The organism is Cupriavidus sp. 05L310 (assembly GCF_056398185.1).
On record NZ_JBFTOX010000057.1, the window covers coordinates 1 to 16694 of the forward strand.

Genomic DNA, 16694 nt, shown 5'->3' on the forward strand with positions numbered 1-16694 from the left:
CGCGGGCATACGCGTCCTGGCGCATTTCATGGAGCGCACCGGCCCCTACGGCGGCAATGGCAACAGCAAGCACAAAGCTGCTGGCCACGAAAAGATTGAGGGATTTAAAGTTCACTTTTTGGCGCGGGCCAAGGTTATCCGGTTGCATGCTCGGGGTTGTCACTCCGCCCAGGCGCGAGCGCGCCGATTGTACTCGCTCAAATACGCGTGCCCGGCATCTGTCCTCCTTGGTCATGTCAAGGGCCGGCGAAAGCCTCTACGGTCTGGTGCGCAAGGGAATGCTCAGTGCGTCAGGATTCTAGAGACTCCCGAACTGCTTGATCGATTGTCCATCCACATGGCACGGACAAGAGCCAACGTGGACGAAGAGATGGAGTTGTAGGGAGCAGTACATTTACGGGCCTAGGCGGCTGTTGGTGGATGCATCAGAGCCAATTAGGTGATGTCTTACCGCCTGACTGTCGGCGTCAGGCAAGGCAGGAGGTATTGCCCGGCAGCCTCGTAGCTACGATTTAACATAATGATAATTATGAGTGCAAACCTGTGTAGAGGCCAAATCAGAATGTCCGCTTCCAGCCACATCAGAATGTCCTCTGGATAGACCTATACTGGTAGCGCCTGGGCTGGACGGGAGCGCGCCATGAAGGATCGGGGGTTGATCACCATGAGTCTGCGCGAAGTTGACCGCTTCAAGGTCATTCAGGCAACGGCCGAGGGCCTCCTGGCGCAATGGCGTGCCGCGGAGCGCCTGGATTTGACGGCGCGACAGGTCCGGCGGCTGGTCCAGCGCTGGCGATCCGATGGCCCTATGGGCTTGTTGTCGCGCCAGCGCGGGCAGCCAGGCCATCGCCAACTGCCGAGGATGCTCGAAGCGCAGGCACGCGCGCTAATCCAGGAGCATTACGCCGATTACGGTCCCACGCTGGCCTGCGAGAAGCTGCGCGAGTGCCATGGCATCGAGCTGGCCAAGGAGACCGTGCGCCGGATCATGATCGACGCCGGCTTCTGGGTCCCGAGGAAGCTGCGTCCGCCCAAGATGTACCAGCCGAGAAGCCGCCGCGCCTGCCTGGGCGAGCTGGTGCAGATCGATGGCAGCGAGCATGCATGGTTCGAGGATCGCGCCCCCATGTGCACGTTGCTGGTCTATGTCGACGATGCCACCAGCCGGCTGATGCAGTTGCTGTTCGTGCCGACCGAGTCAACCTTCGCCTATTTTGCCGCGACGCGCGCCTATATCGAGCGCCACGGCAAGCCGGTGGCGTTCTACAGCGACAAGGCCAGCATCTTTCGGGTCAATGCCAAAGGTGTCACCACGGGGCGGGACTATACGCAGTTCGGGCGCGTGCTGTACGAGCTGAATATCGAGAGCCTGTGTGCCAATAGCAGTCAGGCTAAAGGCCGCGTGGAACGCATGAATGGCACGCTGCAGGACCGGCTGGTCAAGGAACTGCGCCAGCGCGGCATCGCGACGCTGGCCGAGGCTAATGCCTTTGCCCCGGTCTTCCTGGCGGACTTCAATGTGCGCTTCGCCAAGGTGCCAAGAAGCGACTTCAATGCGCACCGTCTCGTACGACCCGACGAGGACCTCGAGCGCATCTTTACCTGGCGCGAATGGCGCAAAGTCTCCAACCGACTGACGCTGCAGTACGATCGCAAGCTGTACCTCATCACCGACCAACCCGAGCATCGGCCCCTGATTCATCGTTACATCGAAGTGGCCGAATATCCGGACGGCCGTATCGAGCTGTGGGCCGATGGCGCTGCCCTGCCCTACGTTCTCTATGACCGGTTGTCCGAGATCGATCAGGGCGCGGTGGTGGAGAACAAGCGGCTAGGGCATGTGCTGGAGATCGCGCAGCGCGTGCAGGCCCAGTGCGACAATCGTCGGATCCAGGCGGCACCGTCGCGCACGCTGACTGGCCAAAAACCGCGGCAGCAGCGGGAACCAGCGACACCCGGCACGAAACCACAACGGCAACTGAACGCGGAAGACTTGCGTCGCGCCATCGATGAACTGGCGCAACCGCCCCACCCTGTAGATACGTTACCGCCTCAGGCCAGCTCGACTGCGTTACGGAAACAGCCAAGAAAAAGACGCAAGAGAACCAACACCATCCTGCACTAGACCGGACATTCTGATCTAGCCAAAGACCGGACATCTGAATCTAGCCTAGACAAAAACCTGTCAGGGCTAAGTTGTAATGGCCGTTTTTTCCAATCAGAAGCCCAAGATGGTGGCCATGTCGACATCCAGCTGGATCTGGGGCGGGCTACTAGTAGGCAGGCCGTCGTAAAGGACGGTCTAACGGCTGGTGCCGTGGACTAGCCTTGGGCTTTGGATTTGTTCAGGGTGACGGCGGCGCGAATGAGAGTTTTCAACGCCTCCTCGTCTATCTTCTCGCCCTCGCGGAAGTCGATGGCACGCCTTGTGTTTCCGTCAAGACTGGAGTTGAAAAGGCCCGAAGGATCCACCAGAGCCGCCCCTTTGGCGAAGGTCATCTTCACGACATTCTTGTAAGTCTCGCCTGTGCAGATCAATCCGTCGTGCGACCACACCGGAACCCCTCTCCACTTCCACTCCTCGACGACTTCAGGATCGGCTTCCTTGACTAAAGTACGGAGCCGGTTGAGCATCTTGCCCCGCCAGTCGTCTAGCTCCTTGATTCTCGCGTCGATCAGCTGAGAAGGAGACTTGCTTTCCTGCAACCCGCTCTTCGTCATGCCCGTTTCTCCTCAAGAGTGAACTCCAGACCTGCAACACAGGGCTAGATGAGAATGGTAATGGCACGTGTCAGTCTATGGTGTTGATAAATGCCTAGGGAATTGCCCTTTCCGCAGGAATCCCAAAAATAATGGACGCACTGTCGGTTCCTGTCAGTAGTGTTCGACCTACTGCTGAGGGATATCCGGCTGCCGGGCAGTCGGAGATGGGACCAGGATTGCCCCTTCTCCCGCCAGTCGGTGGAGTGCGGGGATACCTCTAAAAAGAGGTTCATTGTGCACTTATTCGACGTACAATGCGGAACGTCCCGATCCGGTCAACGTCTACTTCGCTCTTCCGTCCGGGATGGAACGCATGTAAATGCAAAGTTGGCCGATTTGTTCGAAGTTAAAGTTAACGTAACCTGAGAAGAATAAAGTTGAAAAAGAAACTGAATGGTTTGTTCACTACCGCATTGGTGCTGGCTGCATCCACCGTCTCGGTCGCGAGCCCGGTTTTCGCGGAAGAGATGACGCCAGTTAATGTGGCTGATCTGTACATAAAGACCATCATCAATCATGACGAAAGCAGCGTAAACTCGCTGAACAATTATCTGAGGCCCGCCCGAAAAATCGCGGGACAGACGGGGGATTTCGCGTCGTTTGCTGATCTGGTCAAGGCTGACAAGGAATATCCAGATGACATGGCCAAGGATATTCTGGAACTGTTCCCTGCCCAATTGCAGCCAGCGCTGAAGCCTTCCGTGATGGAGTTGATGAAGAGCGTACTGAACGCCAAGAATCGGACCGAATGCAAGTCCTTGACCTCCAGGCAGGCCAAGTCGAACGGTGGGATGCAGACGAGCCTCGTGAAGTTCGAGTGTCAGGTGGTCAAAGTGCCGGAGCGCTGGCCCGCCGCGGTTCAGCGGCTTGCCGGGAGCAAGTGCAGTGCGCAGGAGTGCCAGAAGGAGATCCAGAACATCAGGAAATCCTATGAGTCGTCAGCAACTCAGACGTGGCGTGGTGAATTCCCGCTCGCTCGCGAGAAAAACGGTGGCGCCTGGCGCAATGATTTCCCGCGCGAAGCACTCGACGAGATCTGGGACCTCATTTAACCCGATCACGGCGCCTCATCCCCCACCGCGCTCCGGATCTGCGCCGCCAGCTGCATCAGGTGCGGCTTGAGAAGGCGCGCGGCGCTGGCCGGCGTTGCCTGCGTGGCCGTGCTGACGTTCAGGATGTGGATTGCGTAGCTCTTGAACACCAGCGGTGTGGAAAGCGCGACCACTTCCGGCTGCCAGCTGGCCATGCACCAGCCGTGCTTCCGTACCTGCTCGATGCCCTGCGCGATCTGTTGCTCCAGCGCCGGCCAGTTGGCGCGCAGGCGCTTGCCGAAGCCTTCCAGCAAGGCCTTGGTCTCCCGCGCCGGGGCTGCGGCCAGGTAGGCGCGGCCCAGGGACGTATGCTCCATCGGCACGCGCTGGCCGGTCACCACGGTGCGAAGCGAGACCTTGCGGCTATAGCGGATGGACTCCAGGTAGACCATCTCGTCGCGATCGGCCATGGCCAGCCCGACATTGATGTGCTGGCTTTGCGCCAGTTCGCGCATCAACGGTGCGGCCGCTTGCAGGACCACCGAGCCGCTGCGCATGGCGTGGGCCAGGCTGAGGACCGGTGCGCCGAGCCGGTAGGCGCGCAGCGTTGGGTCGTATTGGAGGAAGCCGGCGTCCACCAGGCTTTGCGTGAGCCGGCTGACGGTGGAGCGCGGCAGGCCGGTACGCTCGGCCAGCTCGCCGTTGCCCAGTACCTCCGAGCCCGGACGAAAGGCCCGGAGTATCTCCATGCCGCGTTCGAGGCAGCGGTTTGCCGACGTGCTGGTTGCTCTTCCTCGCGCTCTCGTCAGTGCTTGTTCGGGGTTCAAGGCGTTGCTCCTGATGGGGCCGATTTCCGGTAGCCGGAATCAAGCGTATCGGAGCGGAGTTTGACATAGCCAGCGCTCGCGGAACCGGGCACATTGCGACTCTGCGCGCGCTCTTACGCCCGTCTCCTGCCCTCTTTAGTCCGCCAGCACGACAACGCCATCCGCCGCCTTCACTCCTTGGAAGGCCGGCAGCACAAAGACCGGGTTGATCTCCGCCTCCACCAGCCGCTCGCCCAAGGCTGCGGTCATGGCGGAGAAAGCCACAATGGCGTCCGCGAGGGCGTCGACGTCAGCCTTGGGCCGCCCCCGGAAGCCATCCAGCAGCGGCCAGGTCTTGAGTTCGCGAATCATGCCCAGCGCTTCGGCGCGCGACAGCCCCCCCGCCGGCGGGAGCATGCGCAGGGTGGTGTCCTTGAACAGCTCCGCCGCGACGCCGCCCATGCCGAGCAGGATCGCGGTGCCGAGGGCATCGCGGTGCATGCCGAGGATCATCTCGACACCGCCGCTGACCATCTCCTGGACGAGGAAGCGCCGCGGCACCACGCCGGTATGCGCGTGCACGTCGGCGCACATGCCCGAAAGGCGGCCCGCCACGTCTTCTGGCGACAGGTTGACGGCTACGCCGCCGACATCGCTCTTGTGCGTGATCTCGGCCGAGAGGATCTTCAGCACCACGCGTGCGCCCAGGCCGCAGGCGGCCGCGGCTGCCTCTTCTCCGTTCGCGACGATGGTTTCACGCACGGCGGGGATGCCGAAGCGCGCGAACAGTTGCTTTGCGGCCGCTTCGTCGAGCGCGCCGCATGGGTAGTCCGCTGCGGCGCGGACGGCGTTGGCATGTGCAGCGGGCAAGCCGGGCGTCGTAGCCTGCTCTGCCGGCGTCTCGCGCCATTGCGCGGCGCGCAGCATTGCGTCAAATGCCACGGTACAGCTTTCCGGCGCGCTGAACGCGGGCACGCCGCGCTCGTTCAACAAGCTGGCAGCCTGCGGCGCATGTGGGCTGACATATGCCAGGATCGGCTTGTCGCTGGTGGGCAGGCATTGCTGGATCGCGCTTGCCATCAGATCCGGCATCGCCAGTCCCGACGATCCGACGATCACGGCGACGGCATCGTAGCTCGGGCTATCCAGCAGTGCCCTGATCGCACCGCGCAACAGGTCTGGCTGCAGGCCTGCCAGGGTGACGTCGATGGGATTGCGATCCAGCGCCGCGTGATCGCCCTTTTGCAGCGCCCGCAGCCGTTGCGCGGTGGCTTCATCGGGCGGGGGCGTCTCGAAGCCGGACATCCCGAGGCTGTCCGATACCAGGGTGCCGGCGCCGCCTGTCGAGGTCAGGATGGCGATCCGGTTGCCGCGCAGCACCCTGCCGGTGGCTAGCGCGGCGGGGATATCCAGCAGGTCCGCGAAGGTTTCCGCGCGGATCACCCCAACCTGCCTGAACAGCGCATCGTACATCCGGTCCGCGCCGGCGAGCGCGCCCGTGTGCGATACCGCCGCCCGGGCTCCGGCCTCGGAGCGCCCGATCTTGAAGGCCACCACCGGCTTTCCGGCCCTGGCGGCTTTCAGCGCGGCGGCGCGGAATTTTTCCGGGTTCCGTACGCTTTCGACGTACAGGGCAATCACCCTGGTGGCTTCGTCATCGGCCAGGTAGTCAATGAAATCCGCCAGATCCAGATCCACTTCATTGCTGGTGGAAACCAGCTTGGACAGCCCGATGCCACGCGCGGCGGCGCGTGACAGCAAGGCGCCAAGAATGCCTCCGCTTTGCGAGACCACCCCGATGTTGCCGGCGGGAAAATGGGCCATCTCAAGCGCGCCGCTGGCCGACAGCGGGATGTTGTCGGTCAGGTTGACCAGGCCGATGGTATTGGGGCCCAGCAAGCGCATGGCGCCCGCTGCCTCGATCAGCTCGGCCTGGCGCCGCGCACCTTCGGCGCCGGTTTCGGTATAGCCGCTGGCCAGCACGATGGCGGCGCCGGTGCCGCGGGCGGCCAGGTCGCGAACTGCCAGATGGGCGCGTTCCGCGCCAAGCAGGACGATGCCCACATCCGGCACCTCGGGCAGCGAACGGACATCCGGATAGCAGCGCAGGCCGTCGATCTCGCTCACCTTTGGGTTGACGGGGTAGATGGCGCCGGCGAACCCGTGCTTCTTCAGGTAGGCAACCGGGCGTCCGGCGGTCTTGGCCGCATCGGCGGAAGCACCGATGATGGCAACGCTGCGCGGTTTGACCAGGCGGCCGATGACGGAGAGTGTGTTTGCTGTGTCCATGGTGTCAGGCCTTTCCCTTTGCCGCCATCTTGTCGAGGAATGCCAGCACGGACTCGCGGTGCTCGGTGCTGGTGTAGCAGATGCCCTGTGCCTGGCTGCCCTGCGCGAACACCTGGCCGGCGGGCAGTTCGAAGGTCTGGTTCAGGATGGACTTGCCCAGCGCCAGGGCGGTGGCCGACCCCTGGCTCAGCTCGGCGGCCCAGGCGCGCGCATTGGCCAGCAGCGTTTCCGGCTCGCTCAGGCGATCGGCGATGCCAAGCTGAAGCGCCTCGGCGGCATCGACCTTGCGGCCGCTGAAGATCAGTTCCTTGGCTTTGGCCAGGCCGGTGCGGCGCGGCAGGAAATACATGCCTCCGCCGTCCGGGATCAGGCCGCGATGAATGTAGGACCACGCAAAGCTGGCGCTTTCCGACGCCATCACGAAATCGCAGCTCATCGCCATGTCCGCGCCAAGCCCGGCCGCGGCGCCATTGACCGCGGCGATGGTCGGCTTGGGCATGTTGTGCAGTAGCGCGACCGTATGGTGCACCCGTTGCTGGCGCGCCCAGCCATTGAAGGCAACTTCGCCCGGCGGCGCGTCCATGCGCCGCTGCATGCCGGCTACGTCGCCGCCCGCGCAAAAGCCCTTGCCGTTGCCGGTGAGGACCAGCGCGCGAATGCACTTGTCCTGCGTGACGTGTTCGAGGGCGGCGATCAGCTCGGTGCGCATGTCATCGGTCATGGCATTGCGTTTTTCCGGGCGGTTCAGCGACAAGGTGGCGATCCCGGCATCGATGTCGAGCGTGATCAGCGAGGTGGTGGTCATTGGTTGGTCTCTCTTTGTCTGGTGGCCATGCGATTGGCCTTGCGCATCATGTGTTGCCGATGCGGCGGGATTACTCGACGGTGATCTTGGCTTCCTTGACCACGCGGCTCCAGCGGGCCTCTTCGCCGCGCACGTAGCGCCCGAATTCCTCTGGCGTGCCCGCACTGACCTGAAGGCCCTCGGTTTCGGCACGCTTGCGGAACGCGTCGGTCTGTACGGCCTTCCTGGCTGCCGCATTGAGGCGGGCGATCACCGGGGCGGGCGTGCCGGCCGGCACGAACAGTCCGTACCAGCTTTCGGCCACATAGCCGGGCACGCCGCTCTCCGCGATGGTGGGAACCTTGGCCAGCACCGGGCTTGCGGAGCGTTGCGCGGTGGTCACCGCGATGGCGCGCAGCTTGCCGCTTTCCAGCTGCGGTCCGACCGCCGAGGCGGTGGCGAACATGACGTCGACCTGCCCGCCCAGCAGGTCGGTAATCGCGGGGCCGGCGCCACGGTAAGGAATGTGATTGAGATCGACCTTGGCCAGCGACTTGAACAACTCGCCGGCAAGGTGCGCCGAGGTGCCCGGGCCTTGGGAGGCAAACGAGATCTTTCCCGGTTTGGCCCTGGCGGCCGCGATCAGGTCCTGGACTGTTTTGTAAGGACTGTCCGGGCGCACCACGAGCACGTTGGGCGACCGGCCTACCAGCATCACGGGGGCGAATGCCTTGTCGGTCGCATAGGGCAGCTTGGCGTGGATGCTCGGGTTGACCGCGTGGGCCAGCGTCGCCATCACCAGCGTGTAACCGTCCGGCGCGCTCTTGGCCACCACGTCGGAGCCGATGATGGTGCCAGCGCCCGGCTTGTTGTCGACGATCACGGGCTGGCCCAGGTCCTGGGACATCGTGACCCCCATGGTCCTGGCGATCAGGTCGGTCCCGCCGCCGGGGGCGAAAGGCACCACGAGGCGGATCGGCTTTTCCGGGTAGGCCGCCGTGGCGGCCAATGGCGCCAGCGCGGCCATGGCGGCGAAGGGAATGGCCAGTTTGGCCAGCATGCGGCCAAAGAGAGGGATTGAATTCGGCACTTGCGTCTCCGGTCTGGTTTCAGTGCGGGACCCGGCGCCACTTTCGCGCCTATCCCCGCCCGTTTTTGATGAGTCCAGAGTAAGCGTTAATGCCGTCCGATACAGCCCCGCATTTCCGGCAGACGGAATTGAAAGCGGCCGCTTCCATGGCCGGACGGGCTCACGCCTCAGCGGGAATGGGCTGGCACGGAATACCGCAGCATGGAGGGCGCGCCATCGCGCAGAGCGCTCGCATATGCGCAGTCACGCGGATGCAATCCGCCCGCGGCAATGGCTAAGCAGGATACGCGGGCAATGCCAGCGCGTCGCGTATCACGAAGCGGTCGCGGCCATTGCGCTTGGCTTCGTACATGGCGGCGTCGGCCTTCTCCAGCATTGGCTCCAGGAACGGTGATGCCGGGATTTCGCAAACCGCGCCGACGCTGATGGTGACATACGGGTGTTGGGGCCAGCCACCGTGCGGCAGCGCCAGCGAGCGCACGGCCTGGAGCAGCCGCAATCCGGCCTCCCCGGCTTCGCGCGGCGAGATGTGCGGGAGCACGATGGCGAACTCTTCGCCGCCAACGCGGGCGCAGAAGTCGCCGGGGCCGTTGCGCATGGTTTCCCCGAGGGCGCCGGCGACCTGGCGCAGGCATTCGTCGCCGTGCACGTGGCCGTGGAGATCGTTGTACTGCTTGAAGTAATCGACGTCGATGATCAGCAGGCCGACGGGGATGCCCTGCTCGAACGCATTGGCCAGCGCGGCGGCGGCCTCGCGCTGGAAGAACCGCCGGTTGAACACCCCGGTCAGCGCGTCGCGGTACAGGTCGGCCTCGATGCGCGAGAGCTTTTCCTCGGTTTCGCCCAGCCGCACCGCCAGCGTGGAGTTTTCCGAAGTCAGTGCCTGTTCGCGCGAGCGGAAACGGGTGACGTCGCGGAGGAACACAATGCGCCCTACCGGCTGCCGGTTGAGGTTGCGTACCGGGTCCACGGTGAGCTCGTAGTCGACCCGCTCCTCCGAAATCAGGTGGGATGCGCCGCTACCGGGCATCCCCGAGCGGCTGGCGGCGATTGCGTCATTCCAGGCTGCCGGGTATGGGCTGCCGCGTTCCACGGCTTCCAGCAGCCGGCGGGCGGCGGGATTGAAATCGACAATGATGTCGTCCGCATTCACGATTACGCAACCCTCTTGCAAGGCATCGAACACCCGCAGCCTGGCATAGTGCCCGACGTCATCCAGGTGCCCGCGCAGCGCGCATATCCACACCAGCACCGTCATCACGGAGAGGGTGGCCGGGGTCAGGTCGCCCCCGAGCGGCCCTGTCCATCCACGCAGGTATGCGATATTGGCCACCAGCGGCAGCGCCAGTCCGCCCGCCAGCACGGCGCGCCCGCCCCGCGTCAGGCTGCTGCTGGGCACGCGGGCCGTCAGCAGGAAGTAAAGGCTGATCAGTAACAGCAGGTAGGAATAGGCAGCCACCACCGCGTACGCCGGACCATGGGTGAAGACCGCGCCGGGTGGCCGGCCACCAGGTACCATCGCGATCGAATCCCAGATCAGGTGGTGCCGTTCGTTGGTGAAGACGAGGCCCAGCGTCACGATATTGATCACGATGGGCATAGAGAGCAATGACCAGGGAATGACGAACCTGGGCCGGCTGAGCTGGATCATGGCGCAGAGCCAGGCGATCGGTACCGCGACGATGCCGAAGTACTGCAGCCTGGCCCACATCACGCGGGTTTCCAGGTCGAAGGAACTCAGTTCCAGCAGGCGGCCGCCGCTCCATATCACGCAGCCGAAGGCCAGCATCAGGAAGGCCTTGACGGTGGGGTCGTCCCGCCTGGTCCACGCGGCCACGGCAACCGTGAGGCTGCCAACGACGGCAAAGGTGAGACAAAGGATGAGGGGGTACGAAGGCATTCGGCCGGTTCCAGGACGCGCTCGCCCGCCGGCGGGGCCCGGCGGCTGATTTTCCGGACGGATTATAAGGCGGGTCTGCGGGCGGCATGGAAGCCGATGCCACCCGGGCCCCTCCCCTCAAAAGCCCAGCTGCCGCGCGGCCAGGTCTTTCATGATTTCCTCGGATCCACCACCGATCATCATGACCTTGACCTCCCGGTATACACGTTCGCTCAGCGTGCCGCGCATGAAACCCATCCCGCCCAGGATCTGCACGGCCTGGTCGGCGCAGAACTGCATCGCCTGCGTGGCCTGGATCTTGGCCATGCAGGTGCGCGCCACCAGTTGCGCGGGGTCTCCCGCCTGGTGCTGGACGCGGTAAGCCAGGTCATAGACGAGATTGCGCGCTGCCTCGATGCGCAGCGCCATGTCGACCAGCTTGTGGCGGATCACCTGCCGCTTCACCAGCGGCTGGCCGAATGTGTTGCGCTGGCGCGCCCAGTCCAGCGCTTCCTGCAGGCAGGCCTCGGCATAGCCATAGGCGCTTGCGCTCATCCCCAGCCGCTCGGAATTGAAGTTGCGCATGATGATCTGGAATCCGCGGTTTTCCTCGCCGATCAGGTTGGCGGCGGGGATGTGGCAGTTGTCGAAATGCAGGTGGGCGGTGTCGGAGGCGAGCCAACCCATCTTCTTCAGTCCGGTGCGGGTCAGGCCGGGCGGGTTGCCTTCGATCAGCAGCAGGGAGATGCCGCCCGCGCCCTTGTTGGCAGGGTCGGTGCGCACCGCCGTGGTGATGAAATCGGCGCGCATGCCGGAGGTGATGAAGGTCTTCTCGCCGTTGACGACGTAGTGGTCGCCGTCGCGCACGGCCGTGGTCCTGAGGCTCGCCACATCGGAGCCGCCGCCCGGTTCCGTGATGGCCAGCGCGGCGATCTTGTCGCCGGCGATGACCGCGGGCAGCACGCGCTGCTGCAGCGCCTCGCTGCCTGCCGCGACGATCGGCGGCACACCGATGGAGTGGGAGTGGAGCGACGCATTGACGCCGCCCGAGCCGCTGCGGGCGAATTCCTCGGCCTGGATCAGGTGGTAGAAGATGTCGCCGGGCGTGCCGCCGAAGCGCTCCGGGTACCCCAGCCCGAGCAAGCCGATCTCGGCAGCGCGCCGGTACAGCGAGCGGGGAAAGGTCCCGGCTTCATCCCATTCGTTCACAAACGGCGAGATCTCGCGGGCGACGAATTCGCGCAGGGTGCTGCGAAACTGTTCGTGCTCGGCCGTGAAATAGTGTGCGAGCGGCGGCAGGGTCAGGAGGCTCATCGTGGGTCCTGTCAGTGGGCAGGCAGCCGGCGTGGCTGCCGTTTGGGGTCGGGGGCATGTGGCATGGGAACCGGCCACAAACCGGCAGGCGATTCCATGCGGCACTGCCGGCATGCCTCGACCATAGGCTGCGCCGCGCACTTCGTCTTGCGCAAAGTGGTCGGCGCGCCGGTGCCCGGCCCCGCCGCTATCCAGGTGGCATTGCCTCGAGCTGTCTGGCGGAAGCTTCCAGCCCCTGGAGGATGCTGTCCGCCACCTTCTGCGGGAAACCAGCCGGCAAGGCCGCGCCGACCTTTCCGATGACCGCCGGCGTTTGCGCGATGAGCCGCTGGATCATGCCCTCGGCATCCGGGCCGTGGAAACACTTGGGCGCCATCGCGTTGAAATGCCGGCGCTGCACGTCCTTGAACAGGTAGTGCCGGTTCTTGCCGGCCACCGCCATGGCCAGCTTGGCCTTGTGCCACGACCACTGGTTCGCCCCGTTGCCGACCACCGGCCAGATCGACATCACGTCATAGAGCGGTGTCATCCGGTAACGCCCGCCGGGCAGCAACCGGATGCTGAAATTCTTGGCATGCCCGTCGGGTGCCGCCAGCATCCAGAACAGGATCTGCGTGGCGAGGAAGGACTCGAGGTCTTCGTCGGCGTGGGTCGATTGCCGCAGGATCTGCGCGATATCGCGCATGCCCGGGCCGCCGTCCGCTTCGTATTTCAGGTGAGGAGCGACACCCAGCGCCTGGCAGAAGTCCTCCTGCGGCAGCCGCAGGATCCAGTTGCCCGACGAGTGCGGTTGCCGGTCGAAGCGTTGCACGCTCAGGACCTTCTGGCTGGCGAAGGTCTTGATTTCACTGTGCGCGACCGGCAGGCCATAGGCGGCGAGGATGGTCAGGCAGAGCCACTCGTTCTCGACCGAGGTGCTGAGGTCGGCCCGCTTGTTGCCCACCAGCCCGAGCGGCAGCTTGAGGATGTGGGTGGTGGGCGTGGCGCCGTGGGGCTTCATCCACTGGTTGCCGTGCCACAGCAGCGCAGTCTTCTCCTGCGCGCCGGCCAGGGAGATGCGGAAGTCGTCGCCATCGCCCTGTGCGCCCAGGGCGGCCGAGCCGACCATTTGCCGCAGCAGTCTTTCGATATCGGCATCAGACTGCGGCGTGCCGTCGATGCGGTCATGGCCCACCGGCTGCTCGCTTTCGCCGAGCAACTGCACCGCGCCGACGCAGTCGCGGCCGATGGCTTCCAGCAGATCGAAGGCCTCCGTGGTCGCTGTCTTGAAGCGAGTGGCGAGGCGCTTGCGGATGGCGTCGCTGTCGGGCAGCAGGTTATCGAAGTAGTTGCGCACCCTGTCGCCCTTCAGCGGGGAAGCATCGACGCCGAAGGGGAGCGACAGGGACAAGGGCCGGCCGGCGGGCGAGGCGATCCAGCCGGGGTCGTACTGCAATTCCATATCGCCCCGCGTGGGGATGCGCCACGTCCCTACCCGCTCGCCATTGGCCCACACCGAAAGCGCCCGCGCATGCGATTTGCGGCCCATGCCTACCACTCCACCGTCGGGGAATCGGCGCCGGCCGGGCGCTTGTCCTGGACGACCAGCTCAAGGCCCAGGCTGCCGACCAGCGCCAGCAACTGATCCGCGCTGATGCTGCCGGGGTTCAGCTCCATATGGGAGACGCGGCTTTGGCTGATGCCCAGGCGCGAGGCGAGGTCCGTCTGGGACAGCTTCGCCGCACGCCGTGCGGATTGCAGCACTTGCCCTAGCTGGCCGGCGGTGGAGAGCAGTTGTTTCATCTTGGTGGTCCGGGCGTACCCGTTATGTGCGTAAAATCATTTTATGAGTAGTGTGGGTATTCTGCAAATACCAATTTAATGGGTATTTGCATTTTACCAATTTAGTGGGTAGGAAGGGGCGAGATCGACCGCTGTCAAGCCGTGCCAAAGCCCGGTTGCCAGGTGTTACGGAGCAGGAAATCCGAGCTTGTTGCGGGAGCAGCCTAGCCAGGCATACCCCCGCCCACCGCCACCCGCTCGCCGATCAGCGCGAGCTTGCGCGAGCCGGCAAAGATGTCGCTGGGCTTGAGCCCGTAGACCTGGCGGATGGAGTGGCTGAAGTGCGTGGAGTCGGGATAGCCGGTATCCAGCGCCACATGCGCCAGATTGGAGTCCTGGGTGACATAGTGCAGCAGGCTGCGGGCGCGTTTCCAGGTACGAAAGCTGCGGAACGGCGTGCCGACCTCTTCCTTGAACAAATGCAGGAAGCGCGAAAACGAAAGATGGGCCGATGCGGCGCAGGACTCGGCCGTGGCGGTGGCCGAGGGCGCGTTGCGGATGCGCTGCACCACGGCTTCGATGCGTGGGTCCAGCCGGCGTGGCGCCAGCGCATGGCCGAAGAAGATCTGGTCGAAGCTGTCCGCCTGCAGGTCCAGTTCCCGTCCGCGCTCGCTCAGGTAGGCGTGGGCCTGGCGCACGTGGCGCACGAATGCCGCATCGTCCACCGGCCCCACCCGGCCGCGGATCACAGACGGCAGGCGGGCGAGGTCGATGCTCTCGGCCTCTAGCCCGAGGTCGCAGATCATGCGGTCATCGCAGGCCACCGAGTGCGGCATATAGGCTGGCACCACCGCCAGTTCCGTGGACGCCCAGGGCCCGCCGTCGAAACGGATGCGAATGGGTGCGCGCAAAGCCACATAAATCAGCAAGCCGCCCATGGTGCGGACCGAGGGCGAGCCCAGCAGGCCGGCGTAGAAGAGCCGCTCCGGCGTGAGCCACATTACCCTGCCGGTCCCTGCCCTGGCGCCGGGCGCCAAGGTCATGGCTGGCGGGCACGCAATGCCTTGTGCTTGCATCTGCATGTCCTTTGTCTCCTGCCGGGCGCTGTCCGCGCGCCGGTTGGTGCGTCGTCAGGCCTGCTGGTTGTGCGGTCTGGGTGCTTCGGACGACGCTGGCCGGGCGGTGCTGCCGTGCCGCGGCGCAAAAAGCAGCGTAGCCGGAGCAGCCGGCTGCGTCTTGCGTCAGGTGGCTATGACCAGGCGTTCCGGCCCGGTGGCGCCAGGGGCCGGACCGTGCGCTGGTCAGCCCGGCGCTCCCGCCACATCGTAGTGCTCCCGATAACGCTGGCGCAACTCGAACTTCTGGATCTTTCCCGTGGAAGTCGCCGGCAGCGCGGCCAGCAGCACCACGTCCTTGGGCACCTCGAAGCCGCCGAGATGCGCCTTGCAGTGGGCGCCCAGCTCTTCCTGCTCCACCGCCGCGCCTGGCTTGAGCGTGACGAACGCCGTCACCGCCTCGCCCCAGCGTGCATGCGGCAGGCCTACCACCGCCGCGTTGGCTACGGCGGCATGGCGCAGCAGCACTTCTTCGACCTTGATCGAAGGTACGTTTTCCCCACCGGTCTTGATCATGTCCTTGATGCGGTCGAGGAACAGCAGTTGCCCGTCCTCGTCCAGCACGCCCAGGTCGCCGGAGTGATGCCAGCCAAAGCGCTGCACGCGGGCGGTCGCCTCCTGGTCCTTGTAATAGCCCAGCATCACGTTGGGCCCGCGAAACACGATCTCACCCGGCTCGCCGGGGCCGAGCAGCCTGCCGTCGTCGGCCATCACCGCCACCTCGTTGACCACCGTGCCGACGCCCCAGTACGCGCCGAAGCGCTTGCGCTGTTCCTCCGCCTCGAAGATGGTGGCCGCCGGGTACATCTCGGTCTGGCCCGAGCACAGGACGAAGTTGGGGCAGAACGCATCCAGCAGGCGCAGCAGCAGGTTCTTGGGCAACGGCGCCATGCCGTAGATGCACAGCCGCACGCTGGAAAGATCGGTGTTGGCGAACTGCGGGTGCTCCAGCATGGCCCGGTACATCATCGGCAGCGCCACCACGACGCTGACGCGGTGCCGGGCCAGGTCGGCCAGCACGCGGGCGGGATCGAAGCCGCGACCCACCACCACGGTGTGCCCGCCTAGCAGCGCACTCATGGTATTGCCGTGCTGGGCACAGTGGAACATCGGCAGCAGGCAGGTAAAGACCTCCCGCGCCGTGCCGCAGCCCGTATCGACCAGGTTGGCGGACAGCACCGAGTGCACCGAGGCGTGGGAATGCATCACGCCCTTCTGCGGGCCGGTGGTGCCGCTGGTGTACATGATCTGCGCCAGCTGGCCGCTGGCGATATCCACGTCGGGCAGCGCCTCCGGCTGGCCGGCCAGCGCGTCGGAGTACTTCGTCGCGGCCAAGCCCGCCAGGTCGCCTGCCACCTCGCCTGCGGGCTCCAGGAGCACAACGGGAATGCCCAGCGCCGCCACCAGTTCCGCGATGCCGGGCCGCGCCAGCACTGACGCGTCCGCCACCAGCCGCGTGACCTCGGCGTGTTCCAGGATGTATTGGATCGCGTCCGGCGCCAGGGCCGTATTGATCGGCACCCACACCATGCCCGCCTTCTGGATTCCCAGCAGCGCCACGATCATGCCGATGGAGTTGTTGCACAGCATGCCGACACGCTCGGCGCTGCGCATTCCCTGTGCCAGCAGGTAATGGGCGAACTGGTTGGTGGCGGCGTTCAACGCCGCATAGCTCAGGCTATGGTCGCCCTCGATCAGCGCCGTCCGGGCGCCGAAGCGCCGGGCGGAGCGGTGGACCACATCGCCCAGGGCGATGCGGCCGATGCGCTCGCGCGCCTGTTCCGTTGCTGTGCTCATGTCTGTCTCCGATTGTCCGTTGCTCCAGACCCGCCGCCTGTCATGGCGGCGGGGATCGCCATCCC

13 protein-coding genes are annotated in these 16694 nt (G+C 65.0%); 2 read left to right on the top strand and 11 right to left on the bottom strand.

Annotation, left to right across the window (positions count from 1 at the left end; all coding sequences use genetic code 11):
• The first annotated feature begins 664 nt into the window (after positions 1-664).
• The gene (locus tag AC1DS6_RS32390) at positions 665-2125 is read left to right on the top strand and encodes an ISNCY family transposase (protein ID WP_477103966.1); all 1461 of its coding nucleotides are present in this window, start codon (positions 665-667) and stop codon (positions 2123-2125) included.
• Between the two features lie 197 nt (positions 2126-2322).
• Here the strand turns inward: AC1DS6_RS32390 and AC1DS6_RS32395 are convergent, their stop codons facing one another.
• Positions 2323-2721, bottom strand: a complete 399-nt coding sequence (locus tag AC1DS6_RS32395; RefSeq protein WP_441629620.1) for a DUF1801 domain-containing protein — start codon at positions 2719-2721, stop codon at positions 2323-2325.
• Between the two features lie 419 nt (positions 2722-3140).
• On the opposite strand from AC1DS6_RS32395, the gene AC1DS6_RS32400 reads away from it, so the two are divergent.
• A complete protein-coding gene (locus tag AC1DS6_RS32400) occupies positions 3141-3815 on the top strand; it encodes a hypothetical protein (RefSeq protein ID WP_441629619.1) in 675 nt (224 codons plus the stop codon).
• Positions 3816-3820: 5 nt separating this feature from the next.
• Here the strand turns inward: AC1DS6_RS32400 and AC1DS6_RS32405 are convergent, their stop codons facing one another.
• The 10 genes from AC1DS6_RS32405 to AC1DS6_RS32450 form a co-directional block, all read right to left on the bottom strand.
• A complete protein-coding gene (locus AC1DS6_RS32405) occupies positions 3821-4543 on the bottom strand; it encodes an IclR family transcriptional regulator (protein ID WP_477103939.1) in 723 nt (240 codons plus the stop codon).
• 213 nt (positions 4544-4756) lie between these two features.
• On the bottom strand, positions 4757-6889 hold the full coding sequence (locus tag AC1DS6_RS32410) for an acetate--CoA ligase family protein (protein ID WP_477103940.1): 2133 nt from the start codon (positions 6887-6889) through the stop codon (positions 4757-4759).
• Between the two features lie 4 nt (positions 6890-6893).
• Positions 6894-7694 (bottom strand): enoyl-CoA hydratase/isomerase family protein, encoded by an 801-nt coding sequence (locus AC1DS6_RS32415; protein WP_441629616.1) that lies wholly within the window; start codon positions 7692-7694, stop codon positions 6894-6896.
• Between the two features lie 70 nt (positions 7695-7764).
• Positions 7765-8733, bottom strand: a complete 969-nt coding sequence (locus tag AC1DS6_RS32420; RefSeq protein WP_441629625.1) for a tripartite tricarboxylate transporter substrate binding protein — start codon at positions 8731-8733, stop codon at positions 7765-7767.
• 304 nt (positions 8734-9037) lie between these two features.
• A complete protein-coding gene (locus AC1DS6_RS32425; protein WP_441629615.1) occupies positions 9038-10663 on the bottom strand; it encodes a histidine kinase N-terminal 7TM domain-containing protein in 1626 nt (541 codons plus the stop codon).
• Between the two features lie 117 nt (positions 10664-10780).
• A complete protein-coding gene (locus AC1DS6_RS32430; RefSeq protein ID WP_477103941.1) occupies positions 10781-11956 on the bottom strand; it encodes an acyl-CoA dehydrogenase family protein in 1176 nt (391 codons plus the stop codon).
• A 187-nt stretch (positions 11957-12143) separates the two neighbouring features.
• On the bottom strand, positions 12144-13484 hold the full coding sequence (locus tag AC1DS6_RS32435; RefSeq protein WP_477103942.1) for a type II toxin-antitoxin system HipA family toxin: 1341 nt from the start codon (positions 13482-13484) through the stop codon (positions 12144-12146).
• Positions 13485-13486: 2 nt separating this feature from the next.
• Positions 13487-13738: a helix-turn-helix domain-containing protein gene (locus AC1DS6_RS32440; RefSeq protein ID WP_441629612.1), complete on the bottom strand. Its 252-nt coding sequence runs from the start codon at positions 13736-13738 to the stop codon at positions 13487-13489.
• A 203-nt stretch (positions 13739-13941) separates the two neighbouring features.
• Positions 13942-14799: an AraC family transcriptional regulator gene (locus tag AC1DS6_RS32445; protein ID WP_477103943.1), complete on the bottom strand. Its 858-nt coding sequence runs from the start codon at positions 14797-14799 to the stop codon at positions 13942-13944.
• A gap of 219 nt (positions 14800-15018) precedes the next feature.
• Complete coding sequence (locus AC1DS6_RS32450) at positions 15019-16629, bottom strand: class I adenylate-forming enzyme family protein (RefSeq protein WP_441629610.1); 1611 nt, start codon at positions 16627-16629, stop codon at positions 15019-15021.
• Between the last annotated feature and the right edge of the window lie 65 nt (positions 16630-16694).